Raw genomic sequence first — 18,210 nt, forward strand, 5'->3', positions numbered from 1 at the left:
GAGCATCGGCCGCGGTGGCCGACCGGAACAGTCGCAGCGGTGCCGCATCGTTTGTGGACCGCCGAAGGCGGCCACCGCGCCCCCGCCGTAAAAAAGCGCTGCACAAACGGTGTGACTCGTCGGCGGGGTGCGAAGCGATGCACCTTGACGCTGTGACTTCGATGGTGAAGAGCATCAGCGTCGCCGGTTCCGCCAGCAGCACCGCGCCGGCGTCTGATGACATGCCCACCCTCCTTCAGAGGGCGGGCGGCGGCGACGAGACCGCGTTCGAAACGCTGTACCAAGCGGTTGCCGGGCCGGTCTACGGCGTCGCGCTGCGGACGCTGCGCAGCCTGGCCCACGCCGAGGAAGTCGCCCAGGAGGTCCTCCTCGAAGTGTGGCGCACCGCCCCGTGCTACCGGCCCGAGCGGGGATCCGTGATGGCATGGGTGCTGACGATCGCGCGCCGCCGGGCGGTGGACCGTGTGCGGTCCGTGCGGGCCTCCACCGAGCGTGACCTCCGTGTCGTAGTCCGGAACCTGTCCGAGTCGGAGAGCGATCCGCCTGAGGTCCAGGCAGTCCGCTCACTCGACCGGCAGCGGGTCCGGTCCGCTCTCGCCGAACTGAGTGCGCTGCAGCGCGAGGCAGTGGTGCTGGCCTACTTCGGCGGCTACACGCAGCGGGAGATCGCACACAGGGTCGGTGTGCCGCTGGGAACCGTGAAGACCCGAATCCGCGACGGCCTCATCCGGCTCCGGGCTGTACTCACGCCCGCTGGCGACTGTCCTGGAGTGGGCGAGCTGTCGGCCGGGCCGCTCCTCGGACCGTGCCGTGCGGCAGGGGCCCGGCAATGACAGCGGCGGGGCCGAGTCCGGAATCGGTGTGGGACTACCCGCGTCCGCCTGTGATCCGCACCGCCCGCGGCAGACTCGTTCAGGTGTGGTTCGGCGGAACGCTGATCGCCTCCACCACACAGGCCGTGCGTGTGCTGGAGACGAGCCACCCGCCGGTGTACTACCTGCCGGCAAGCGATGTGGCCGGCCGATTCCTGGTTCCGTCAGATGGTACGAGCTTCTGCGAGTGGAAGGGACAGGCCCGGTACTGGGACCTGCTGGTTCAGGGAAGCAGGGCAGTCCAGGCTGCCTGGAGCTATCCCCGGCCGCTTCCTGCTTACCGGGAACTGAGCGGCCGGCTGGCGTTCTACCCGGCACGGGTGGACCGCTGCACGGTGGACGGCGAAACGGTGCGTGCTCAGGATGGCGACTTCTACGGAGGATGGATCACGGGCGAGATCGCCGGCCCGTTCAAGGGAGGCCCGGGGACGTCGGGCTGGTGAGCGTGCGCCGCCCGGACCCGCACGTTGGCAGGTCGTGCCGCCGAACGCGCGGCACGTTCCTCATCAAGCGCTGCGAGAACGCTGCGATTGTGAACGGAGTATCGAGAGGACCAGCATGGAGTAGTGGATCCACTGGGCAGGCCAGCCGGTCGGGAACAGCCGAACCCCTGCCCCGTGGGGCGCGAGGCGGGACCTCGGCGCAACGAACGGAAGGAGCTGAACTCCCCTCTTCCTCACACTTCCCAGTAGCCGGAGGACGTCATGACCGTCAATCACCGGATTTCCGCCCACGAGCGCCCCGTGCCCGCGACTCCTCCCACGGAGACGCCCGAGTGCGAGTCGTCGACGTGCTCGGGCATCTCGACCCCTGAGTCGGTCGAACTGCACACGGCCTGGCCCGGCTGGATCCCGCTACTGGTCATCGCCGTCATGGTGCTGTGCTGCGTGGGGTTCGCCGTGGGGAGGATCGCGGGATGGTGACACCGTCCGCCGAGCGCGCTGCCGGAGCACGCGGCGGTGGCCCCGCCGCCGCTCACGACACACCGCAGGACGTGGGTCTGGCGACCGGGAGAGTGGCCCAGCGGCTCGGCGTGTCCCCCACCACGGTCCGCTCGTGGGAACGCCGGTACGGCATCGGCCCTGCCAACCGGGAAGCCGGACACCACCGCCGCTGGAGCCCGCAGGACGTCGCCGTCCTGGAGGCCATGTGCCGTCTGACCGCCCGCGGGATACCCCCCGGCGAGGCGGCCCGTGCGGCCCTGGCCGAGAAGGGATCGGCCACCGAGATCAACACAGCGAGTCCTGTCCTCAGCCGGCCGGATCCGCTCTCTCGGGACGATGTCCAGGCCTTCCACCGCCCCAGCGCGGGAGGAAGCCGCGCTCTGGGCGTCGGAACGGTACGCCCCGAGTGCCGCGGCCTGGCGCGTGCGGCGGTGCGCCTCGACGCGCCGCAGATCGTCGCGATCCTGCGCGAAGCGGTAGCCACCCTCGGGGTGATCGACGCGTGGACCGAGGTCATGATGCCCGCGCTGCGCGCCGCCGGCCGCAAATGGGCGGCGGACGGCGAGCAGTACGTCGAGGTCGAACACTTGCTGTCCTGGCACGTCTCAAGCGTTCTGCGTGGCGTCGCGGTGGCAACGGCTGCCACCCGGCCCGTATCGCCCGTCCTGCTGGCCGCGACGCCCACCGAACTGCACACGCTCCCGCTGGAGGCCACCGCCGCGGCGCTGGCCGAGCGCGGCCTCCCCTTCCGCATCCTGGGCGCTGCCGTCCCGCCCCGGGCCCTGCTCGACGCCGTCCAGCGGCTCGGTCCGGCAGCCGTGATGATCTGGTCCCAGGACCGGCGCAGCGCGGACCACGAGCTGGCACGCCGCATCAGCGCCAGTGTCTGGGGGCCGCGGGGCTCGCGCGGCGGGGCGGTCGTCGTCGCCGCAGGCCCTGGCTGGGCCCGCTCCCGGCTGCCAATCGGCGCCGCCGGTCCCCGAACCCTGGCGGACGCCGTCGACTTCCTGGAAGAGACGGTGACGAACTGAATCCCCGTCGCGAGGCCCTCCTGCGGCGCGGCCCGATGGCGAACACCGCCTTCACTGACACCGACCACCTCACCCACACCCTCCGCCGCGGGCCACGGCACATCCAACTTCGACCCACCCTCATCGAGGGATGCCTGGCCGGCACCGGCCCCTCACTCACCCCGCCGTTCCCGCCCTGAAAACCTCAGTAAAGTCATCGAGGGTGGTCGGAGCCAGCTCCACTGGCTCCGACCACCCTCTCTGCAGCGCGGCTCAGCTCACCGCAGCGGCCTGCCTGACCAAGTCGACGGTTTCGGCCGCCAGTCGACGCCGGTACTCATGAGCCTGCTTGAGGTCCGCGCGCACGAGACATCAGCCACTCACTTCTCACCGGCTTTCAGTCCCGAGCGGCACGCCAACGATGACGTGCCGCTCGGGGGCTGGCTAACGTTTGTCCAGCAGCCCGCGCTCGAGAGCTACGACCACCGCATGGGTGCGGTCTCTGACATCGAGCTTGGCGAAGACCCGCAGCAGATGGGTCTTCACCGTGGCCTCCGCGATGACCAGCCGCCGGCCGATCTCGACGTTGGACAGCCCGTCGGCGACCGCGCTCAGTACGTCCACCTCCCGCGTGGTCAGAGCCACCGGAGCGGGCCGCCGCATGCGGGCGACCAACCGCTCCGCGACCCTCGGAGCCAGGACGGTCTCGCCACGAGAGGCGGATCGGATGGCGTCGACGAGCTGGTCGCGCGTGGTGTCCTTGAGCAGGTAGCCGATCGCGCCGGCCTCGACCGCGCGCTCGATCTCGGCGTCGGTGTCGTACGTGGTCAGGATCAGCACGCGGGTACCAGGGTGGCGTCTGACGATCTCAGCGGTGGCACTCGCGCCGTCGAGGACCGGCATCCGCAGGTCGATCAGTGCCACGTCCGGCTTCAGCAGTTCGACGAGTTCGACGGCCGCACGGCCGTCGCCGCCCTCGCCGACGATGTCGATGGCGGGTTCCGAGGCCAGCAGGGCGACGACTCCGGCGCGCATGACCGTGTGGTCGTCGACCACGATGATGCGGAGTCCGGCCGGCTCTGTTCGGGCTGTCATGTCGTCACACCTGACTGTTGGTAGGTATCGCGGCGAGGATGCGGGTGCCGTCGCCGAGGGAGCTGGTGACGGTGAGTTCGCCGCCGAGTTCGGCGAGGCGGTTGCGCATGCCGTTGAGCCCGAAGCCGTGGGCGTGCTCCACCACGAAGCCCCTGCCGTCGTCGGTGATCTCCAGTTCGACGCCGTACGGGGAAGGCGTGAGCACGATCTCCACCGTGGAGGCGGCCGCGTGCTTGCGGACGTTGGCCAGGGACTCCTGGGTGCAGCGCAGCAGCGCGATCCGGGTCGGCTGGTCGCACTCGACGTCCGGCAGGTCCGCGGTGACGGCGAGCCCGGTGTCCTCGGCGAACCGCTCCAGGGTCCGGCGCAGGGTCCCGGCGATCGAGCCGAGCGCGGGACCGCTCCGCGGGGCGGAGCCGACGAGCACTCGCGCCTCGGCGAAGTTCTCACGTGCGGTGTTCTCGATCGAGAGCAGTTGCCGGGCGCTCCTGCCGGGGTCGGTGTCGAGGCCGGAGCGGGCCGCCTCCGCCAGCACGATGATGGAGGCGAAGCCCTGGGCGAGGGTGTCGTGGATCTCCCGCGCGAGCCGCTCACGCTCCTCCGTGGCGCCTTGGAGCCTGTGGGCCTCGGCCAGGCGCTGTTGGGCGCTCGCCAGTTCGGCGGCGAGGTGGCGGGCGCGCTCGTCGCTCTGCTCGACGATCCGGACCACCCCCAGTCCGAGCAGCACGCCCGCCGTGTAGCCGATCAGGGTGAAGACGATGTTGCCGGTGGAGAAGTCCTCCACGTGCCAGCTCTGGTGCCGGACTATGCCGGCGACGGTGGCCGCGGCGGCGGCGCCGCTGTAGGCGATCGAGTGCCGCGGGCTCCTGGCGAAGAGCCAGAACTGGGGGAGCGACACGATGAACAGTGCGGCGCCGTCGCCACGCAGGAGGGACAGCGCGCCCAGAGCGAGGGCGAGTACGCCCAGGTAGGCGTGGGGCCGCAGCACGCGATTGCGGGGGAAGGCCGCCACGGTCGCGTAGCCGAGGGCGATCAGTGCCAGCAGCGCCAACGACCAGTACCTCGTCGCCCCGCCGTGGTTCAGCTCGGAGATGACCGGGGGACACACGCCCAGGAGCACCCAGGAGACTGCGTACCACCGGCGGACGATCCGTATGCGGAACCGGTCGCCCGGCTGCGGCCGTTGAATCATGATCGTCAGCCTACGTCCTGCGGCACGCCGGGACGGGGGACGGCGGCGTGCGCCCGTCGCGCCGGACGGACCGGGCGCAGCGGCCACCACGCCCGCTCGCCGAGGAGCAGCAGGAGTGAGGGCAGGACCATGAGCCGGATGACGACGGCGTCCAGGAGGACGGCCACCGCCAGGCAGAAGCCCATCTGCTTCATCTCGGTGAGGTGCAGGGCGACGAAGGCACCGAACACCGTCACCATCACGATGGCCGCGCTGGTCACCACCTTGGCCGACCGGCTGATGCCGTCCAGTACCGCCTCGCGGGCCGACATCCCGTTCCGCATGGCCTCCTGGATCCGGCTGACCACGAAGACCTGGTAGTCCATCGACAGGCCGAAGAGGATCACGAAGAGGAACAGCGGTACCCGGGACGCGATGGCACCGAGGGAGTGGAAGGAAAGGAGGTCCTGGGCCCACGTGCCCTGGAAGAACACGACCAGCAGGCCGAGCGAGGCTCCGGCGGACAGCAGGTTGAGGGCGACGCCGATCAGGCCGATGACGACGGAGCTGAATGCCCACACGGTCATCACGAGGGTCGCCAGCAGCAGGAACCCCATGACCAGCGGCAGTTTGCCGTTCTCGTGGTCCACGTAGTCGCGGCCTCGGGCCACGTCACCGGTCACCGCCGTCTCCACGCCGGGCAGCCTGCCGGCGGTAGCGGGCAGATAGTCCCTGCGGATGTGGTCGAGTGACGCGATCGCCTCGGCGGAGGGTGCGGGGAACGGGACGGCCAGCTCCAGCACGCTGACCCGGCCGTCGGGCGAGGTGCGCACCGTCGGCCCGGCGTCCCTGGCGAACAGCGGATCGGCCTGCGACCGTCGGCCGAGATCCGTCAGGGCGTGCTGCACCTCGGCCGCTCGGTCCGGTGTGGAGCGGGCGACGACCACGTGCTTCACCAGGAGTTCCGGGAAGGCCGTGTTCAGCCGGTCGTGGACCTGCATGGCGGGGATGTCGCGGGAGAAGGTGTCCTTGCCCGGGTCGACGAGCTCGAGGCCGAGCGCGGGTGCCGCCAGGGCGAGCATGACCAGCGTTGATACGCCCAGCGTGAGGGCGGGGTGGCGTCGCGCGGGCGTCAGTAGGGCGTCGAACACCCGGCCCGTCTCGGCCTCGGCCCGCTTGGTGCGGACCGGCTTGCCGCGGGCCGCGCGGCGGGCCGCACGCAGCTCGGTGCGGCGGCCGATCTTCACCAGGAGCGCGGGAAGCGCGGTCAGGGAGCTGGCCACGGCGACCGCCACGACCAGGATCGTGCCCGTCGCCAGCGAGGAGAAGATGACGTCCGTGGCCAGGTAGAGGGTCGCGGTGGAGACGATCACGGCGAGACCGGAGACCACGATGGCCCGGCCCGCGGTCGCCGCCGCCAGTTCCACCAGGGCCTCGGAGCTGAGCCGCCCGCCGGCGCGGGACCGTTCCTCGCGTTCGCGCTTGAGGTAGAAGAGCGTGTAGTCGACGCCCACCGCCAGGCCGATGAGGAGGATCATGTTGGTCCCGACCCCTGGGTCGGGCAGCAGATGGGACGCGACCATCGACAGTCCCAGGGCGGCGGTGATCGAGGAGAGCGCGAGCAGCAGCGGCACGCCGGCCATGACCACCGATCCGAAGACGATCAGCAGCGTGATGAGCGTGACCGGCAGGGTGATGCGCTCGGACAGCGCGAGGTCCTTCCCGCGCTGGTCGTTGACGCCCTTGCTGATGGACGGGGAGCCGGTCTCCTCCACGACGAGGTTCGGGTGGCCGTCCTGGACCTTCGCCGTCTGTGCGAGGAGCGGGCCGACGTTCTTCTTGCCGTCCAGCTCGGGGCCGTTGAGGACCACCGGAACCCTGACGACCTGGCCGTCCTTGGAACTGACCGGAGCTGCCACGCCCTGCACCTCGGGAAGCTTGCGCATCCGCTCGGTGAGGTCCTGCGCCGCCGAAGCGGCGGCGGCGGTGTCCAGCGGTCCGGACCTGGCGTGGATGATGACCTGTTCGGTCGGCTGCTGCTGCATGCCGGCCGAGCCGGCGATCGCCTCGGCCCGTCCCGCCTCACCGACCCGGTAGTCCTCAGTGGTGGCCTCGTGGGAGCCGACCGCGATACCGATGCCGAGGCAGAGGACGACGAACGCGAACCAGCCGGCGATCGCACGCCACGCGTGCCGGGCGCTCCATCGGGCTATCCGCACAGGGAGTTGACTCATATCCGAGATCCTGGTCTGCCAAGGGCAGAACCCGACACGCCCAGCCGGTTGAACCTGAGGTCCACCAGTCAGTGGACGGCGGGGGGAGGCGTCGCCGCCGTTGATGGGTGACGGTGGTGACCACGGCCTGGGCCTGGCCGTCGGCGATCAGCTCGTAGTAGCGCGGCCTCCCCTTGTACTCGTCGGTGCCCGCGTCACTGCCGGAGGGGTTGTAGAGCAGGCGCGCGGTGGGCGTGGCGCCAGGCGGAGCAGGCTCCTCCGCGGTGACACGCCGGACCTCCTTCGACAGGCCCACCGAACCTCCTGAGCTGGCCCGCTGAACGATGCTCGGCCGCAGCCTCGGGCGCCAGGGCAGTTGCCGCGGAACGGCCGGCTTCATGTCGACGGCGTTGGCAGGGACACCTTCGATGCGAGCCTCGCCAGCCTGCGAACCCGCGGCCACCTGGTGCTCTTCGGCGCCGCGAGTGGTGCAGTGCCGCCCTTCGACCCCATCCGGCTCGCCCAGGGCGGTTCGCTGACCCTGATTCGTCCAAGCCTCGGGCACTTCATCGCCGATCGGTCCGAGCTGCTCCGACGCGCCGCCGACGTGCTTGAATTGGTGCGCACCAAGGCGCTTGAGACCACCGTGACGGCCCGCTACCCGCTCGCCGAGGTCGCCCAAGCTCACCGCGATCTGGAGGCTCGGCGTACCACCGGCAAGCTACTCGTCATCCCGTAGGCACGGGGTATGGAAAGCAGCCGGTAGGTGCTTGCTGCTGCGCTGGTATATCTCGCCCTACCGAGAGACTGGCCGGACAATGCCTGGGCCGAACTCAGCACTTCGGAACAGTCGGGCATACCAGCACGCTTGATCGGGCCGAGGACCCCGTCGGGGGCGGTGCTGTGCTTCATGAGCTGGCCTTCCAGATGCCGGCGTGCGGGTGTCAGCGGGCGAGGACGGCGGCGGCCACGGTTTCGAAGGCGTGGTGGACGGCGCCGTCCATGCAGTACGCGCCGTTCATGCCGTGATCGGCGAGGCGGTAGAAGTTGCCCTTGCCGGTGGCGTCGGCGATTCGACCGGGACCGCGCTCCTCGCGAAGGCGGTCCTGGGCCCCTCGTACACGAGCAGGGACCCCCTGTCTTCAGAGGTCCTTCAGCGGATTCGGGTAGGCGGGGCTCGCGGCGGTGTCTGGTGGGCCGGGGTCTCAGGCGCTGGTGTTGGCGAGGATGTCGTCGAGCCAGTTGTAGATGCGGGCGATGGACAGGCGCATGGCGCCGGGGTGGCAGTGGGCGCCAGCGCCTTCCTCGGTGGTGAAGACCATGAGGGTCTTGGGGCAGGTGAGGTGGTCGTAGAGCTGCTCGGGCTGGCCCTTGAAGAACATGTCCTCCTCGGCGTCGCAGACGAGGGTGGGGCACTGGATCTTCTCGGCGGTGCCGCCGGCGAGGGTGTAGTCGAGGTAGGAGGCGTTGAAGGCGCGGGGGGTGTCCACGCCCATGACGTACATGCCGTGGTTGATGGCCCAGCGGGCGATCGGGTCCTTGGCCATGATCTGCTCGAGGGCGGAGTCGAGCTCGGGGGCGTGCTCGGCGCGCAGGAGCCGTTCGGCTTCCTCACGGGTGCCGGGGATGTTGCGGACCGAGGTCTGGCCGAGGTCGTAGAGGCCGTCGACGGCTATCAGCGCGGCCAGGCGGCGCTCGAACGCGGCGGCCCTCGGGGCAAGGATGCCGCCCATGCTGATGCCGAGGAGCGCGATCCGGCGGTTGTCGACCTCGGGGAGGGTCTCGGCGAAGTCCACGACGGGAGTGATGACGTTCTCCCAGTCGGGGCGGAAGACCAGGCCCTGGTGGTGCCGCGGCCCGGGCATGCCGGGGCCGTCGAAGACCAGCACGTTGTAGCCGCGCTCGACACCGGCCATCGCCCCGAAGAAGTGCAGCTCCTCGGCTGTGCCGTCGAAGCCGTTGTGCATGATCAGCGTCGGCCGGGGAGCGCCGGAGCCGTCGACGCGGTACAGGTAGCCCGGCAGCGTGGTGCCCTCGTAGGGGATCTCGACCGGCTCGATGCGTGGGGTGGTGAACAGAGCCGCCGCCGCCCGGAAGCAGGCCACGCTCCGGTTGTAGGCCTTGTCGTGACGCGGATCGCACGGGTGACCGTGCAGGAAGAACTCGGCCGACCGGTAGTAGTTCGACGCTCGCAGGAACCCGTCCCGGGCGCTGACCCGGTGACCGGCCTTCAGTGCCTTCTCCGCCTCGCCGGACACGCGGTCGGCGGTGGCCAGCCACTCCGTGTACCAGCTGTTGTAGTCGCCTTCGACGATGCGCTCGCCGGTGGAGACGACCTCACCGAAGTCCGCTCCGCCGTAGGCGATGTGACTCATCGACCGCAGGGTCTCGTACCAGAACTGGATGTTGTTCGGGAACAGCAGCTGCTTCATCGCCCACACTCTCCTCGAAAACGGTAAGCACGGATCTGTGCTTGCTGCGGGAACTGTAGACCCCCGGGCGAACGCGACTCACCGCTCAACGACGCCGGCAGCCTGCGCGGCGACCTCCTCGCCTGGGCCGAAGCCAGCGTCGCGAGCATCCGCACACCCGAAGGACGCGCCCTCGTGCGCGCTGTCATCCTGTCCATGCCGAACAGCCCCCAGGCCCAGGACGAGCGTGCGCAGCACTTCCGGCGCCGGATGCACTCCATCGAGCAGATCCGCCAGCGGGCCACGGCCCGGGGCGAGAGCCCACCACCCCTGGAGCAGATCCTCGACCAACTCGTCGCACCGTTCTACCTGCGGGCGATCTTCGGCATCGACCCGCCGGCCACCGGCTACCCGGAAGTCCTCGTAGACAGACTGCTCGGCACCACGGGCACGGCTTAAGGCCTCCTACCGCGGCGGCGACTTCGCGCTGACCCGGGAACGCGACCGGGCCGTTCACCGACGTCAATTGTCGACGCGAGTTGCCGACACTGCCCACCTGCGGGTTCGTGATCACGGAGCCGAGTGTCGGCAGTCGATCGTTTTTCGACACCAGTCTCCGAAGTGATCTTCGCGTTCTAGAGTTGAGGCCATGGTTGATCAAGGGAGCACAGCAGCCACGGAGACGGATCTTTCTGGGCGGCGTCGTCACGCGAGGCGTCGTTCGGGGGCCGCGTCCGGGGGCTTGCTGTGCTCGTCCGCATTGATGGCGGCGGGCAGCGTGGTGTCACGCGGTACGGGGATGTTCCGATTGACGCTGCAGGCCGCCGCGCTGGGCACGCTGGCGGTCGGGGGCGCGTACAACACTGCGAACACCCTGCCAACCAGCCTCTACACGCTGTTGATCGGTGGTGCGCTGAACTCGGTGCTCGTGCCGCAGCTTGTCCGGGCGCGTACCGAGCACGCTGATGGCGGTCAGGCCCACGAGCAGCGGTTGGTCACCTTGGTGCTGAGCGTGCTTGCGGTCGGGACCGTCGTCGGCGTGGTGCTCGCTCCGTGGATCGTGGGTCTCTACATGCCGGATACGCCGGACAATCACCAGGTGTTCGAGTTGACGGTGGCCTTCGCCCGGTTCCTGCTGCCGCAGATCTTCTTCTACGGGCTCTTCTTCATGCTGGGCCAGATCCTCAACGCCCGCGGAAAGTTCGGAGCGATGATGTGGACGCCCGTCCTGAACAACATCGTGTTGATCACCATGTTCGGCCTGTACCGGTGGCTCGTGCCGGCCCCCGGTGACGCCGCGTCCGTGACACCGGCCGAGGTGCGGCTGCTGGGGATCGGCACCACGATCGGGATCGCCCTGCAGGCTGTCTGCTTGATCCCGTATCTCGCCGGGACAGGGTTCAGGTGGCGCCCGCGCTTTGACTGGCGCGGCACGGGCCTGGGCAAGAGCGTGGCCGCGGCGCGCTGGACCCTGCTGTTCGTGCTGGTCAACCAGGTCGCCCTGACTGTGGTGACGCGCTACGCCAACGCGGTGGACGCAGTCTTGCAGAAGGCCGGCGCGGGGAACAGCGCCTACTTCTTCGCGCAGAACATCTGGATGCTCCCGCAGGGCATCATCACGGTGTCCCTGGTCACCGCGATGCTGCCGCGGATGAGCCGAGCGGTGGCCGAGCATCGCCTGGGCGACGTCCGCGAGGACCTGTCGCGCGGCCTGCGGGTCACCGGTGTGGCGATCGTGCCGGCCGCCTTTTTCTTCTTGGCCTTCGGGCCGCAGATCGCCACAGTGATGTTCTCCTACAGCAGCAGCGGAGCGGCCTCGGCGCAGCCGCTCGGCCAGATGCTGCAGGCCTTCGCACTCGGCCTGGTCCCCTTCTCCGCCCAGTACCTGCTGCTGCGCGGCTTCTATGCGTTCGAGGACACCCGCACCCCCTTCTGGATGGCGGTCTGGATTTCCGGCCTCGACATCATCCTGGCTACTGGCTGCCACCTCTTCCTGCCCCCGCGCTGGGTCGTCATCGGCATGGCAGCCGCCTATGCAGCGTCCTACGCCGGCGGTCTGCTCGTCACCGGGCTGAAACTGCGACGCCGTTTGGAAGGCCGCCTGGACGGTAAGCGGCTCGTGCGTACGTACGGGAAACTCATGGCTGCGGCGGGGGCCGCCAGCGCCGTCGGCTGGGCGGTGGCACGCATCTGCTCCGGTGCCGTCCCGGCTCCGGTCGTGGGCTCTGTTCTGGCGCTGGCTGCCGGCGGTGTCACGATGCTGGTGCTGTTCGTGCTGCTGGCCCGCCTGCTCCGCGTCTCGGAACTGCGGAGTCTGCCCGGCCTGGGCTGACCAGTAACCGCGGGGCGCGTGACATACCGGCAGATCTTTCCCGCACCGACGCCGCGACCTTGCCGCCCCGATCCTGAACCGCGCGCCGTACGCTCCGGGCGCCGGGCGGGGAGTGTGACCGCGCCCGCCCCGGGCGCCCGGCTCGATGGAGGACCCCCCGGGCCTGCGCCGCGGCTTCGTCCCGCGCGGCGGACGGCACGGAGGAACGCACCTACGGCAGTTCCTCCACGGGCGGGTTCGACGCCGCCGGGTGGTCCCAGCGGGTCGCCGAGCACCACGCGTCGTCACCGAGGCCATGCTGGTGGAGACCGGCCGCGCGGTTGAGGACGCCGACATCCAGTACCTCGAGTTCCGGGGCTGGATCCCCCAGTAACACCCGGCTGCCCCGGCGTCGTCGGGGGATGGCTCGCGCGAGTCATCATGCCGACGTCCGGGCGGCCGCCCGCCTTCGACGGCTGTGTGGGTCGCTTGGGTCGCTGCTCGTGGTCGTGGTCGTCGGTGGGGAGCCGGCTGTCCCGCGTCGACCTCGGCGTCCGCCGTACCGCTGGTCGGCCCCGCCGTGTGTGCACGGCCCCCGCACCGGGTGTGGGCGCCCCGTTCCCGCCCTCGTCGTCCGGATCTGCACATGGTGGTGAGCTGTGCGTTGTGCCCTGTCACCTGTACGCGATGCTGAGCTGCACTGTTGGTGGGGAGTTGAACCCCTGCGTTGCTCTTCACGCGCCAGGGCCGGATAAACCGCCGGCCGCGGTGTGTGCACGCCTCCATGACGACTACCTGCTTCCCACACCCAGCTTGTGGGGTCAGTCCTCGACCAGGTCGATCTCCCAGTTGGTGCGCTGGATCAAGGTGTCCACCTCGCGGATCTCCTTGGCCAGGACGTCCGCCTGAGCGCGGAGCTCGGCGACCGGCAGCGCGGAGAGGATCCTCTCGTCGAAGCCCGGCGGCCGGCCCCCCACGTGAGCCTTTGCGTAAACGCGCGGCCTGACTGCTCGATCGACATCAGCGCCGGACAGGGCGGCGCGCTGCAGGAACTCGTCCCGTTCGGTCGGGACATGTGGCGCGGCTTCGTGGACTTCAACAGGCATACCCCAGGACCACATCGACCGGTCGGGTGACGGACGGAGGAGGTGAAGGATCTGCGAGCAGGGGTTCCCGAGGTGCCGTCCGGCGGTAGATTTCGCTGCCATCGTGGGACTCCGCCGGAGCGACCGCCGCCCGGCAGTGGTCTCCGGGGAGAGTGAGGACACCGTGCCCGGTCCACCCTTTCGGCCCGTCGGCCCCGCGCGTCGCCCCGAACTCCTCCAGGCCCTGCGCACCGGGCCGTTCGACCTCGCGCTGCGCACGGCGATCCGCGCCAGCGGGCTGAGCCTGGAAGGGATCCAGCGTCGCCTCGACCGGCGTGGCGTTCAGGTCAGCGTCTCCAGCCTGAGCTACTGGCAGCGCGGCCGCAGCAGACCCGAACGGCCGGACTCGCTGGCGGCGGTGCGGGTGCTGGAGGAGGTGCTGGGCCTGCACCGGGACGAACTGGTTGTCCTGCTCGGCCCGCGCCGTCCACGCGGGCGCTGGGTGGAGCACGTCCCTGGTTCGCTCGACTACGCCAGCACCTTCGGCGATCCAGCCGTGGAAGGCGTCCTGGCCGACCTCGACCCGCGCACCAACGCCCGGCTGGAGACCCTGCACACCCGGGTCGACGTGCACATCGGCGCGCGGCGGGAGGAGCGCCGGGTGGACATCGTGCAGGTGGTCCGTGCCCTGGCCGCGGGCGTCGACCGGCTGATCCTGCTCACCCAGGCCAAGCCCGAGATGTCCGCCGGTGCCGACCTCGGCCTGTCCGACCTGGTCGGCTGCCGACTCGGGAGGCGCCGGGTGGACCGCGAACGCGGCCTGGCCGCAGCGGAGTTGCTCCTCGACCTGGTGCTCGGGCCCGGGCAGTGCACGGTCGTCGAGTACAGCTACGCCTATCCCTCGAAGCAGGTCGCCACCCACTACCAGCGCATGGTGCGCTTCCCCGGGAAGAACCTGGTCCTGCGGGCGCTCTTCGACCCGGCGGACCTTCCGGCCGGGTGCACCGCGCTCTGGCGCCCGCAGCACGACGCGCCGCCGTCCAGCGACGAACAGCTGAGGGTCTCCCCGGTCGGCCATGCCTGTGCCGTGTTCCCGGACGTCACCCCCGGCATCTACGGGCTGTCGTGGGAGTGGAACGAGGACCTCGCGCCGGTGCCGCCGCGGGCCGGCTGACCACCCCGGCCGGGAGCGGCCTTCGGCAGGGCGCCGCATGTACGTCGCCCCGCCGAAGCACGGTTGACGACACGTCAGGGGTGTCGAAGGGCGGTGTCAGCGGACGACGGCCGGTGCCAGGGCGGCGTGCACCAGGAGGGCGGGCGCCCCGGATCCGTCGGCCGGGACGCTCCACACGTCGGTGCCGTCGTCGCCCGGCAGTGCGTACGCGAGGGTCCGCCCGTCCAGCCACAGCGCCTGGTCGTCGACGTCGCGCTGCTCGGCGGTGGCGCTCTCCGCCATGGTCCGCAGGTCCAGCACGTACAGCCGCCAGGGCGCGTCGTCCGGCAGGCCGGGCACGCGCTTCTTGTACGCGATCCGGGTGCCGTCGGGGGACAGCGAGGGGCACTCGACGTTGCCGTGCACGGTGGTGAGCGTGCGGCGGGTGACGTCGCCGGCGGCCAGGTAGGTGCGGCCGCCGGTGGCCACGGTGGCGTAGAACCGTTCGTCGTCGGCGAAGGTCACGCCCCAGACGTTGACGTCCGGAGAGCGGTAGGGCGCGCCGTCGAGGGTGACGGCGTCGTCCTCCAGGTTCTCCTGGAGCGTCCAGGTGCGGGTGTCCAGGACGGAGGTGCGGGTGGAGAAGGAGCCGCCGGCGTAGGAGTCCCCGCTGAGGAAGACCGTCCACGCCACCAGGTGTCCGGAGGGCGACACCCGGGCACGGGTCGGTATCCCGGCCAGGTCGTAGTGGCGCACCTCGTGCAGGGCCGCGTCCAGGACCACGGCGCGGTAGCCGTCCTGGACGAGCCCGTATACCGCCTGCAGGCAGATTCCGGTTCCCGCCGCCGCGTGGAAGCGCAGACAGGTGGGGGCGGACGCCGCGGTGCGGGTGTCGTCCGGGTGCCGGAGCGGGACGGAGGCCAGCTCGTCGCGGTCGGGGCCCCAGGTCATGCTGCGGAATACCAGGCGGGGGCCGTCCGGCTGGGCGCCGAGCGTCACCGTCCCGGCCCGCACCGGCGGCCCGTCCGCCCGGGCGCCGCGGGCCTGCCCGGCGGCGTGCAGCACCGCCAGCGTGCCGGTCGCCGCCAGCAGCGCGACCGCCGCGAGCAGGACGAGGAACCTGCGCCCGCCGCTCACGCCGCCTCCTTCCCGCGCGCCGGGCCCGGCCGCAGCACGTACGCCGCCACGGCCACCGCCCCGGCCAGCGCGGCCGTCATCGCCGCCAGGGCCGCGCCGTCCCCCCACCGCGCCCACAGCACCCCCACCGTCAGCGAGCAGCCGAAGCGGCCGGCGGCCTGGCCCGTGCTGACCAGCGCCAGGCCGGCCCCCTGCCGGGACGCGGGCACGACGGCGGCCGTGGCGGCCGCGAGCATCCCGTCGGTCGCGGCGTAGAACAGGCCGTGCAGGGTGAGGACGACCGCGGCGACCGGCAGCCCGCCGGCCGGGCGCAGCAACAGGAGTGCGTACCCGGACAGCAGCGCCAGGTGCCCCAGGACGAACACCCGCCGCCGGCCGTACCGGTCACCGGCCGCACCCAGCGGTACCGCGAGCAGCAGGTAGACCGCGGCCGTGCCGAGCGGCAGCAGCGGGAACCAGCCGGCCGGCAGGCCCAGGCGCCGCTGGGCGAACAGGTAGACGAAGGAGTCGCTGAGGGTGGCGAGTCCGAGCAGTGCCGCGCACAGGCAGACCCGCCGCAGGCCGGGCAGGCGCAGCAGCCGGGCGACAGGCCGTCCGGCCGGCAGCGGGAGTACGCCGCCGACCATGCCCCCGGGGCGGGCGGGCACGCACAGGACGAGCACCAGGACGCCGAGCGCCGCGACGCAGGCGCTGACCGTGAAGACCGCGTGGTAGCCGCCCGGGGCGGCGCGCAGGATCAGGAATGCCAGCAGCGGTCCGGCCAGCGCCCCGACGGTGTCCATCGCCCGGTGCACGCCGAACGCGCGGGCGCGGCGCTCGGGCGGGGCGGACAGGGAGATCAGCGCGTCGCGCGGGGCGGTGCGCAGCCCCTTGCCGGCCCGGTCCACGGCGAGGACCAGGCCGAGCACCGGTGTGGTGCGGGCGAGCAGCAGCGCCGGTTTGCACAGCGCCGAGAGCCCGTAACCGGCGGCCGCGACGGCCTTGTGCCGCCCGTGACCGTCGGTGCCGTGGCCGTGGGCGTCGTGCCCGCCAGGCCGGTCGGCGAGCAGCCCGCCGAGCAGCCGGATCACGACGGTCGCGCCGTTGTAGACGCCGTCCAGCACGCCGAATCCCAGGGGGGACACGGCCATGACGGTGACCAGGTAGAGCGGGAGCACGGCGGTGACCATCTCGGAGGAGACGTCCGTGACGAGGCTGACGGTCCCGAGCGCGAGCACGGTGGTGGCGATCCGCGCGGGCCGCCCCGGCCGTGGGGCCGGGGCGGTGTCGGACACTGGGGTGTGACGGCTGTCCGCGAGGTACACGGTCAGTTCCAGACGCCGGTGATGTCGGTGGCCGAGGTGGACTTGCCGGCGTGTGCGCCGGTGCCGGCCAGGTCCTCCAGGGTGTGCAGCAGGTCGTAGTGGTTGTACGAGGTGCTGCTGGTGGCACCCGCCCTGGCGGGCTGTCCGTAGATCAGGGTGGGGATGTGGTTGCCGCTGTTGCGATCGTCCTCGTCGTAGGTGACGACCAGCAGGCTGTTGTGGCTCCTGGCCCAGGAGGCGTAGCCGCCCAGCTTGTTCTTCAGCCAGGAGTCCCCGGTGCCCACCGAGCAGTTGTGCATGTCGCCGCAGAGGTCGGGGATGACGAAGGAGACCTTGGGCAGTGTGCCGTAGTCCGAGGGGAACTGCGCGAAGGTGTGCTCGGTGGAGCCGGGGATGTTGCCGAAGCCCACCCAGGGGGCGTGCTTGCGGGCGTAGTTGCCGCTGCTGCAGGTGGTGGACCCCTGGCTGGGCAGGGCTTCGCTGTAGCTGCCCCAGCTCTTTCCGGCCGCGCTCAGCTCGGACGCCAGGTTGGGCGCCTTGCTGAAGCCGGGGGAGTAGCAGGAGTCGTCGGTGATTCCCTGGGTGCTGCCGGAGAACACCGCGAAGTAGTTCGGCTGGCTGGGGTGGGTGATCCCGTATGAGGCCTTGAGCAGGGCACCTCCGGTGGCGAGCGAGTTGAGGAAGGGGGCGTCCGAACTGCCGATGATCTGCCCGTAGGCGTGGTTCTCCAGCATTACCACGACGATGTGGTCGGGCGAGGGGAGGGTGGCGGCGGCCGAGGCGCTGGTGCCGGCCGTGAGCGCGGCGGCTGTGGTCGCGCCGGCCACCGCGGCGGCCAGGACGAGCGTGGTGCGGGAACGGGCGGTGGGGAAGGGCATGTCTGTCTCCGGGAAGGGGGTGGGGGGTTGGGGTTTCCGGCGCGGCTCGCCGGTGCGGACGGCGGACACACCGGGTGCGGGGTGCCGGGCCGTCGGCAGGGGTCGACGGTCCCGCAGCGCCGAGTGGGTGTCAACGCCGCTGGTTGGCAAGTGAGTTGCTGTTGTCGAACGGCCGCCAACTGTGTGGATGCCGCAGACCTGTGGTGAGGGGCCGGCGGCTGGATCACGGTCCTGCGGCAACGGCCAATTTTGTGGATTCCCCAGCGCGACGCTCCGTCCCGGGGCGGCAGGGCCACTCGACTGGCGAATCCACAGAATTGGCCGCCCCGAGGGCCGGGGCGGGCGTCGTGCCGCAGTTCAGCGGCCCCGCGGGCGGTCCTCGGGAAGCGGCTCTCCACCGTCAACCATGCGGAATTCCAAGCGCGTTGACCGCTGTGGCGGCGCAGGGCGACACTCTCGTCCCATCACGGCCAGCGGTAGTGGTAGTGGGTAGTGGCCCGCCGGGCGTCCTCGGCGAAGGTGGCGTCTCGCACGTGGTGGATCTCGACTGGGGCGGCATCTGCCTGTCGCACCGTCAGGTCGGTGGAACGAACACTTCGCCTGACGACGCAGCCGGGCTACTTCGG

At 71.0% G+C, this 18,210-nt stretch carries 15 protein-coding genes and 2 pseudogenes; 9 read left to right on the top strand and 8 right to left on the bottom strand.

Translation table 11 applies throughout. The features are described 5' to 3' along the window. The first annotated feature begins 161 nt into the window (after positions 1–161). From HS99_RS14470 to HS99_RS48695, 5 genes and pseudogenes are all read left to right on the top strand, one after another. Positions 162–833, top strand: a complete 672-nt coding sequence (locus HS99_RS14470; RefSeq protein ID WP_094743009.1) for a sigma-70 family RNA polymerase sigma factor — start codon at positions 162–164, stop codon at positions 831–833. A 50-nt stretch (positions 834–883) separates the two neighbouring features. Further along, complete coding sequence (locus tag HS99_RS14475) at positions 884–1,315, top strand: DUF427 domain-containing protein (RefSeq protein WP_232543240.1); 432 nt, start codon at positions 884–886, stop codon at positions 1,313–1,315. 261 nt (positions 1,316–1,576) lie between these two features. Beyond that, on the top strand, positions 1,577–1,795 hold the full coding sequence (locus tag HS99_RS14480; RefSeq protein ID WP_030555207.1) for a DUF6480 family protein: 219 nt from the start codon (positions 1,577–1,579) through the stop codon (positions 1,793–1,795). Beyond that, positions 1,789–2,847, top strand: a complete 1,059-nt coding sequence (locus HS99_RS14485; RefSeq protein WP_030555204.1) for a MerR family transcriptional regulator — start codon at positions 1,789–1,791, stop codon at positions 2,845–2,847. The genes HS99_RS14480 and HS99_RS14485 overlap by 7 nt, the downstream gene beginning before the upstream one ends. Positions 2,848–2,861: 14 nt before the next feature. After that, positions 2,862–3,026: pseudogene (locus HS99_RS48695) on the top strand (IS630 family transposase); the annotation flags it as partial. 244 nt (positions 3,027–3,270) lie between these two features. Here the strand turns inward: HS99_RS48695 and HS99_RS14490 are convergent. The 3 genes from HS99_RS14490 to HS99_RS14500 are packed head-to-tail and all read right to left on the bottom strand — an operon-like array spanning position 3,271 to position 7,326. Further along, the gene (locus HS99_RS14490; protein ID WP_030555202.1) at positions 3,271–3,921 is read right to left on the bottom strand and encodes a response regulator; all 651 of its coding nucleotides are present in this window, start codon (positions 3,919–3,921) and stop codon (positions 3,271–3,273) included. Between the two features lie 4 nt (positions 3,922–3,925). Continuing rightward, the gene (locus HS99_RS14495) at positions 3,926–5,113 is read right to left on the bottom strand and encodes a sensor histidine kinase (RefSeq protein ID WP_030555200.1); all 1,188 of its coding nucleotides are present in this window, start codon (positions 5,111–5,113) and stop codon (positions 3,926–3,928) included. A gap of 5 nt (positions 5,114–5,118) precedes the next feature. Beyond that, positions 5,119–7,326: an MMPL family transporter gene (locus HS99_RS14500; protein ID WP_046385699.1), complete on the bottom strand. Its 2,208-nt coding sequence runs from the start codon at positions 7,324–7,326 to the stop codon at positions 5,119–5,121. Positions 7,327–7,681: 355 nt separating this feature from the next. On the opposite strand from HS99_RS14500, the gene HS99_RS14505 reads away from it, so the two are divergent. Then, the gene (locus HS99_RS14505; protein ID WP_030555196.1) at positions 7,682–8,044 is read left to right on the top strand and encodes a zinc-binding dehydrogenase; all 363 of its coding nucleotides are present in this window, start codon (positions 7,682–7,684) and stop codon (positions 8,042–8,044) included. Positions 8,045–8,510: 466 nt separating this feature from the next. Here HS99_RS14505 and HS99_RS14510 read toward each other — a convergent pair whose 3' ends face one another. Then, entirely contained in the window at positions 8,511–9,737 is a 1,227-nt protein-coding gene (locus HS99_RS14510; protein ID WP_030555194.1) for an alpha/beta hydrolase family protein, read from the bottom strand. Positions 9,738–9,770: 33 nt separating this feature from the next. Between HS99_RS14510 and HS99_RS14515 the strand changes: the two genes are divergently transcribed. Both HS99_RS14515 and murJ read left to right on the top strand, forming a co-directional pair. Next, complete coding sequence (locus HS99_RS14515) at positions 9,771–10,175, top strand: TetR-like C-terminal domain-containing protein (protein ID WP_078938572.1); 405 nt, start codon at positions 9,771–9,773, stop codon at positions 10,173–10,175. A 190-nt stretch (positions 10,176–10,365) separates the two neighbouring features. Then, positions 10,366–12,048 carry a murein biosynthesis integral membrane protein MurJ gene (murJ, locus tag HS99_RS14520; protein WP_030555190.1) on the top strand — a complete coding sequence of 561 codons (1,683 nt, stop codon included), beginning with the start codon at positions 10,366–10,368 and terminating at the stop codon, positions 12,046–12,048. Between the two features lie 800 nt (positions 12,049–12,848). On the opposite strand, the pseudogene HS99_RS44860 reads toward murJ, so the two are convergent. After that, positions 12,849–12,971 (bottom strand): annotated as a pseudogene (locus tag HS99_RS44860) (DIP1984 family protein); the annotation flags it as partial. Between the two features lie 325 nt (positions 12,972–13,296). On the opposite strand from HS99_RS44860, the gene HS99_RS42495 reads away from it, so the two are divergent. Beyond that, positions 13,297–14,286, top strand: coding sequence for a helix-turn-helix domain-containing protein (locus HS99_RS42495; RefSeq protein ID WP_046385701.1), 990 nt, complete (start codon positions 13,297–13,299; stop codon positions 14,284–14,286). Positions 14,287–14,382: 96 nt separating this feature from the next. On the opposite strand, the gene HS99_RS14535 is transcribed toward HS99_RS42495, so the two are convergent. Genes HS99_RS14535 through HS99_RS14545 form a run of 3 tightly spaced genes read right to left on the bottom strand, consistent with a single transcriptional unit; the run spans position 14,383 to position 17,584 of the window. Beyond that, complete coding sequence (locus tag HS99_RS14535) at positions 14,383–15,402, bottom strand: TolB family protein (protein WP_030555185.1); 1,020 nt, start codon at positions 15,400–15,402, stop codon at positions 14,383–14,385. Further along, entirely contained in the window at positions 15,399–16,706 is a 1,308-nt protein-coding gene (locus HS99_RS14540; RefSeq protein ID WP_030555183.1) for an MFS transporter, read from the bottom strand. The genes HS99_RS14535 and HS99_RS14540 overlap by 4 nt, the downstream gene beginning before the upstream one ends. Before the next feature lie 2 nt (positions 16,707–16,708). Beyond that, positions 16,709–17,584: an alkaline phosphatase family protein gene (locus HS99_RS14545; protein ID WP_030555181.1), complete on the bottom strand. Its 876-nt coding sequence runs from the start codon at positions 17,582–17,584 to the stop codon at positions 16,709–16,711. Positions 17,585–18,210: the final 626 nt, after the last annotated feature.

The sequence above is a fragment of the Kitasatospora aureofaciens genome (assembly GCF_001188955.3).
Lineage (GTDB): Bacteria > Actinomycetota > Actinomycetes > Streptomycetales > Streptomycetaceae > Kitasatospora > Kitasatospora aureofaciens.

Coding starts and splice junctions, on each gene's coding strand:
- HS99_RS14495 (WP_030555200.1), bottom strand. CDS start 5,113: ATGATTCAACGGCCGCAGCCGGGCGACCGGTTCCGCATACGGATCGTC.
- HS99_RS14480 (WP_030555207.1), top strand. CDS start 1,577: ATGACCGTCAATCACCGGATTTCCGCCCACGAGCGCCCCGTGCCCGCG.
- HS99_RS14500 (WP_046385699.1), bottom strand. CDS start 7,326: ATGAGTCAACTCCCTGTGCGGATAGCCCGATGGAGCGCCCGGCACGCG.
- HS99_RS14510 (WP_030555194.1), bottom strand. CDS start 9,737: ATGAAGCAGCTGCTGTTCCCGAACAACATCCAGTTCTGGTACGAGACC.
- HS99_RS14470 (WP_094743009.1), top strand. CDS start 162: ATGGTGAAGAGCATCAGCGTCGCCGGTTCCGCCAGCAGCACCGCGCCG.
- HS99_RS14490 (WP_030555202.1), bottom strand. CDS start 3,921: ATGACAGCCCGAACAGAGCCGGCCGGACTCCGCATCATCGTGGTCGAC.
- HS99_RS14485 (WP_030555204.1), top strand. CDS start 1,789: ATGGTGACACCGTCCGCCGAGCGCGCTGCCGGAGCACGCGGCGGTGGC.
- HS99_RS14545 (WP_030555181.1), bottom strand. CDS start 17,584: ATGCCCTTCCCCACCGCCCGTTCCCGCACCACGCTCGTCCTGGCCGCC.
- murJ (WP_030555190.1), top strand. CDS start 10,366: ATGGTTGATCAAGGGAGCACAGCAGCCACGGAGACGGATCTTTCTGGG.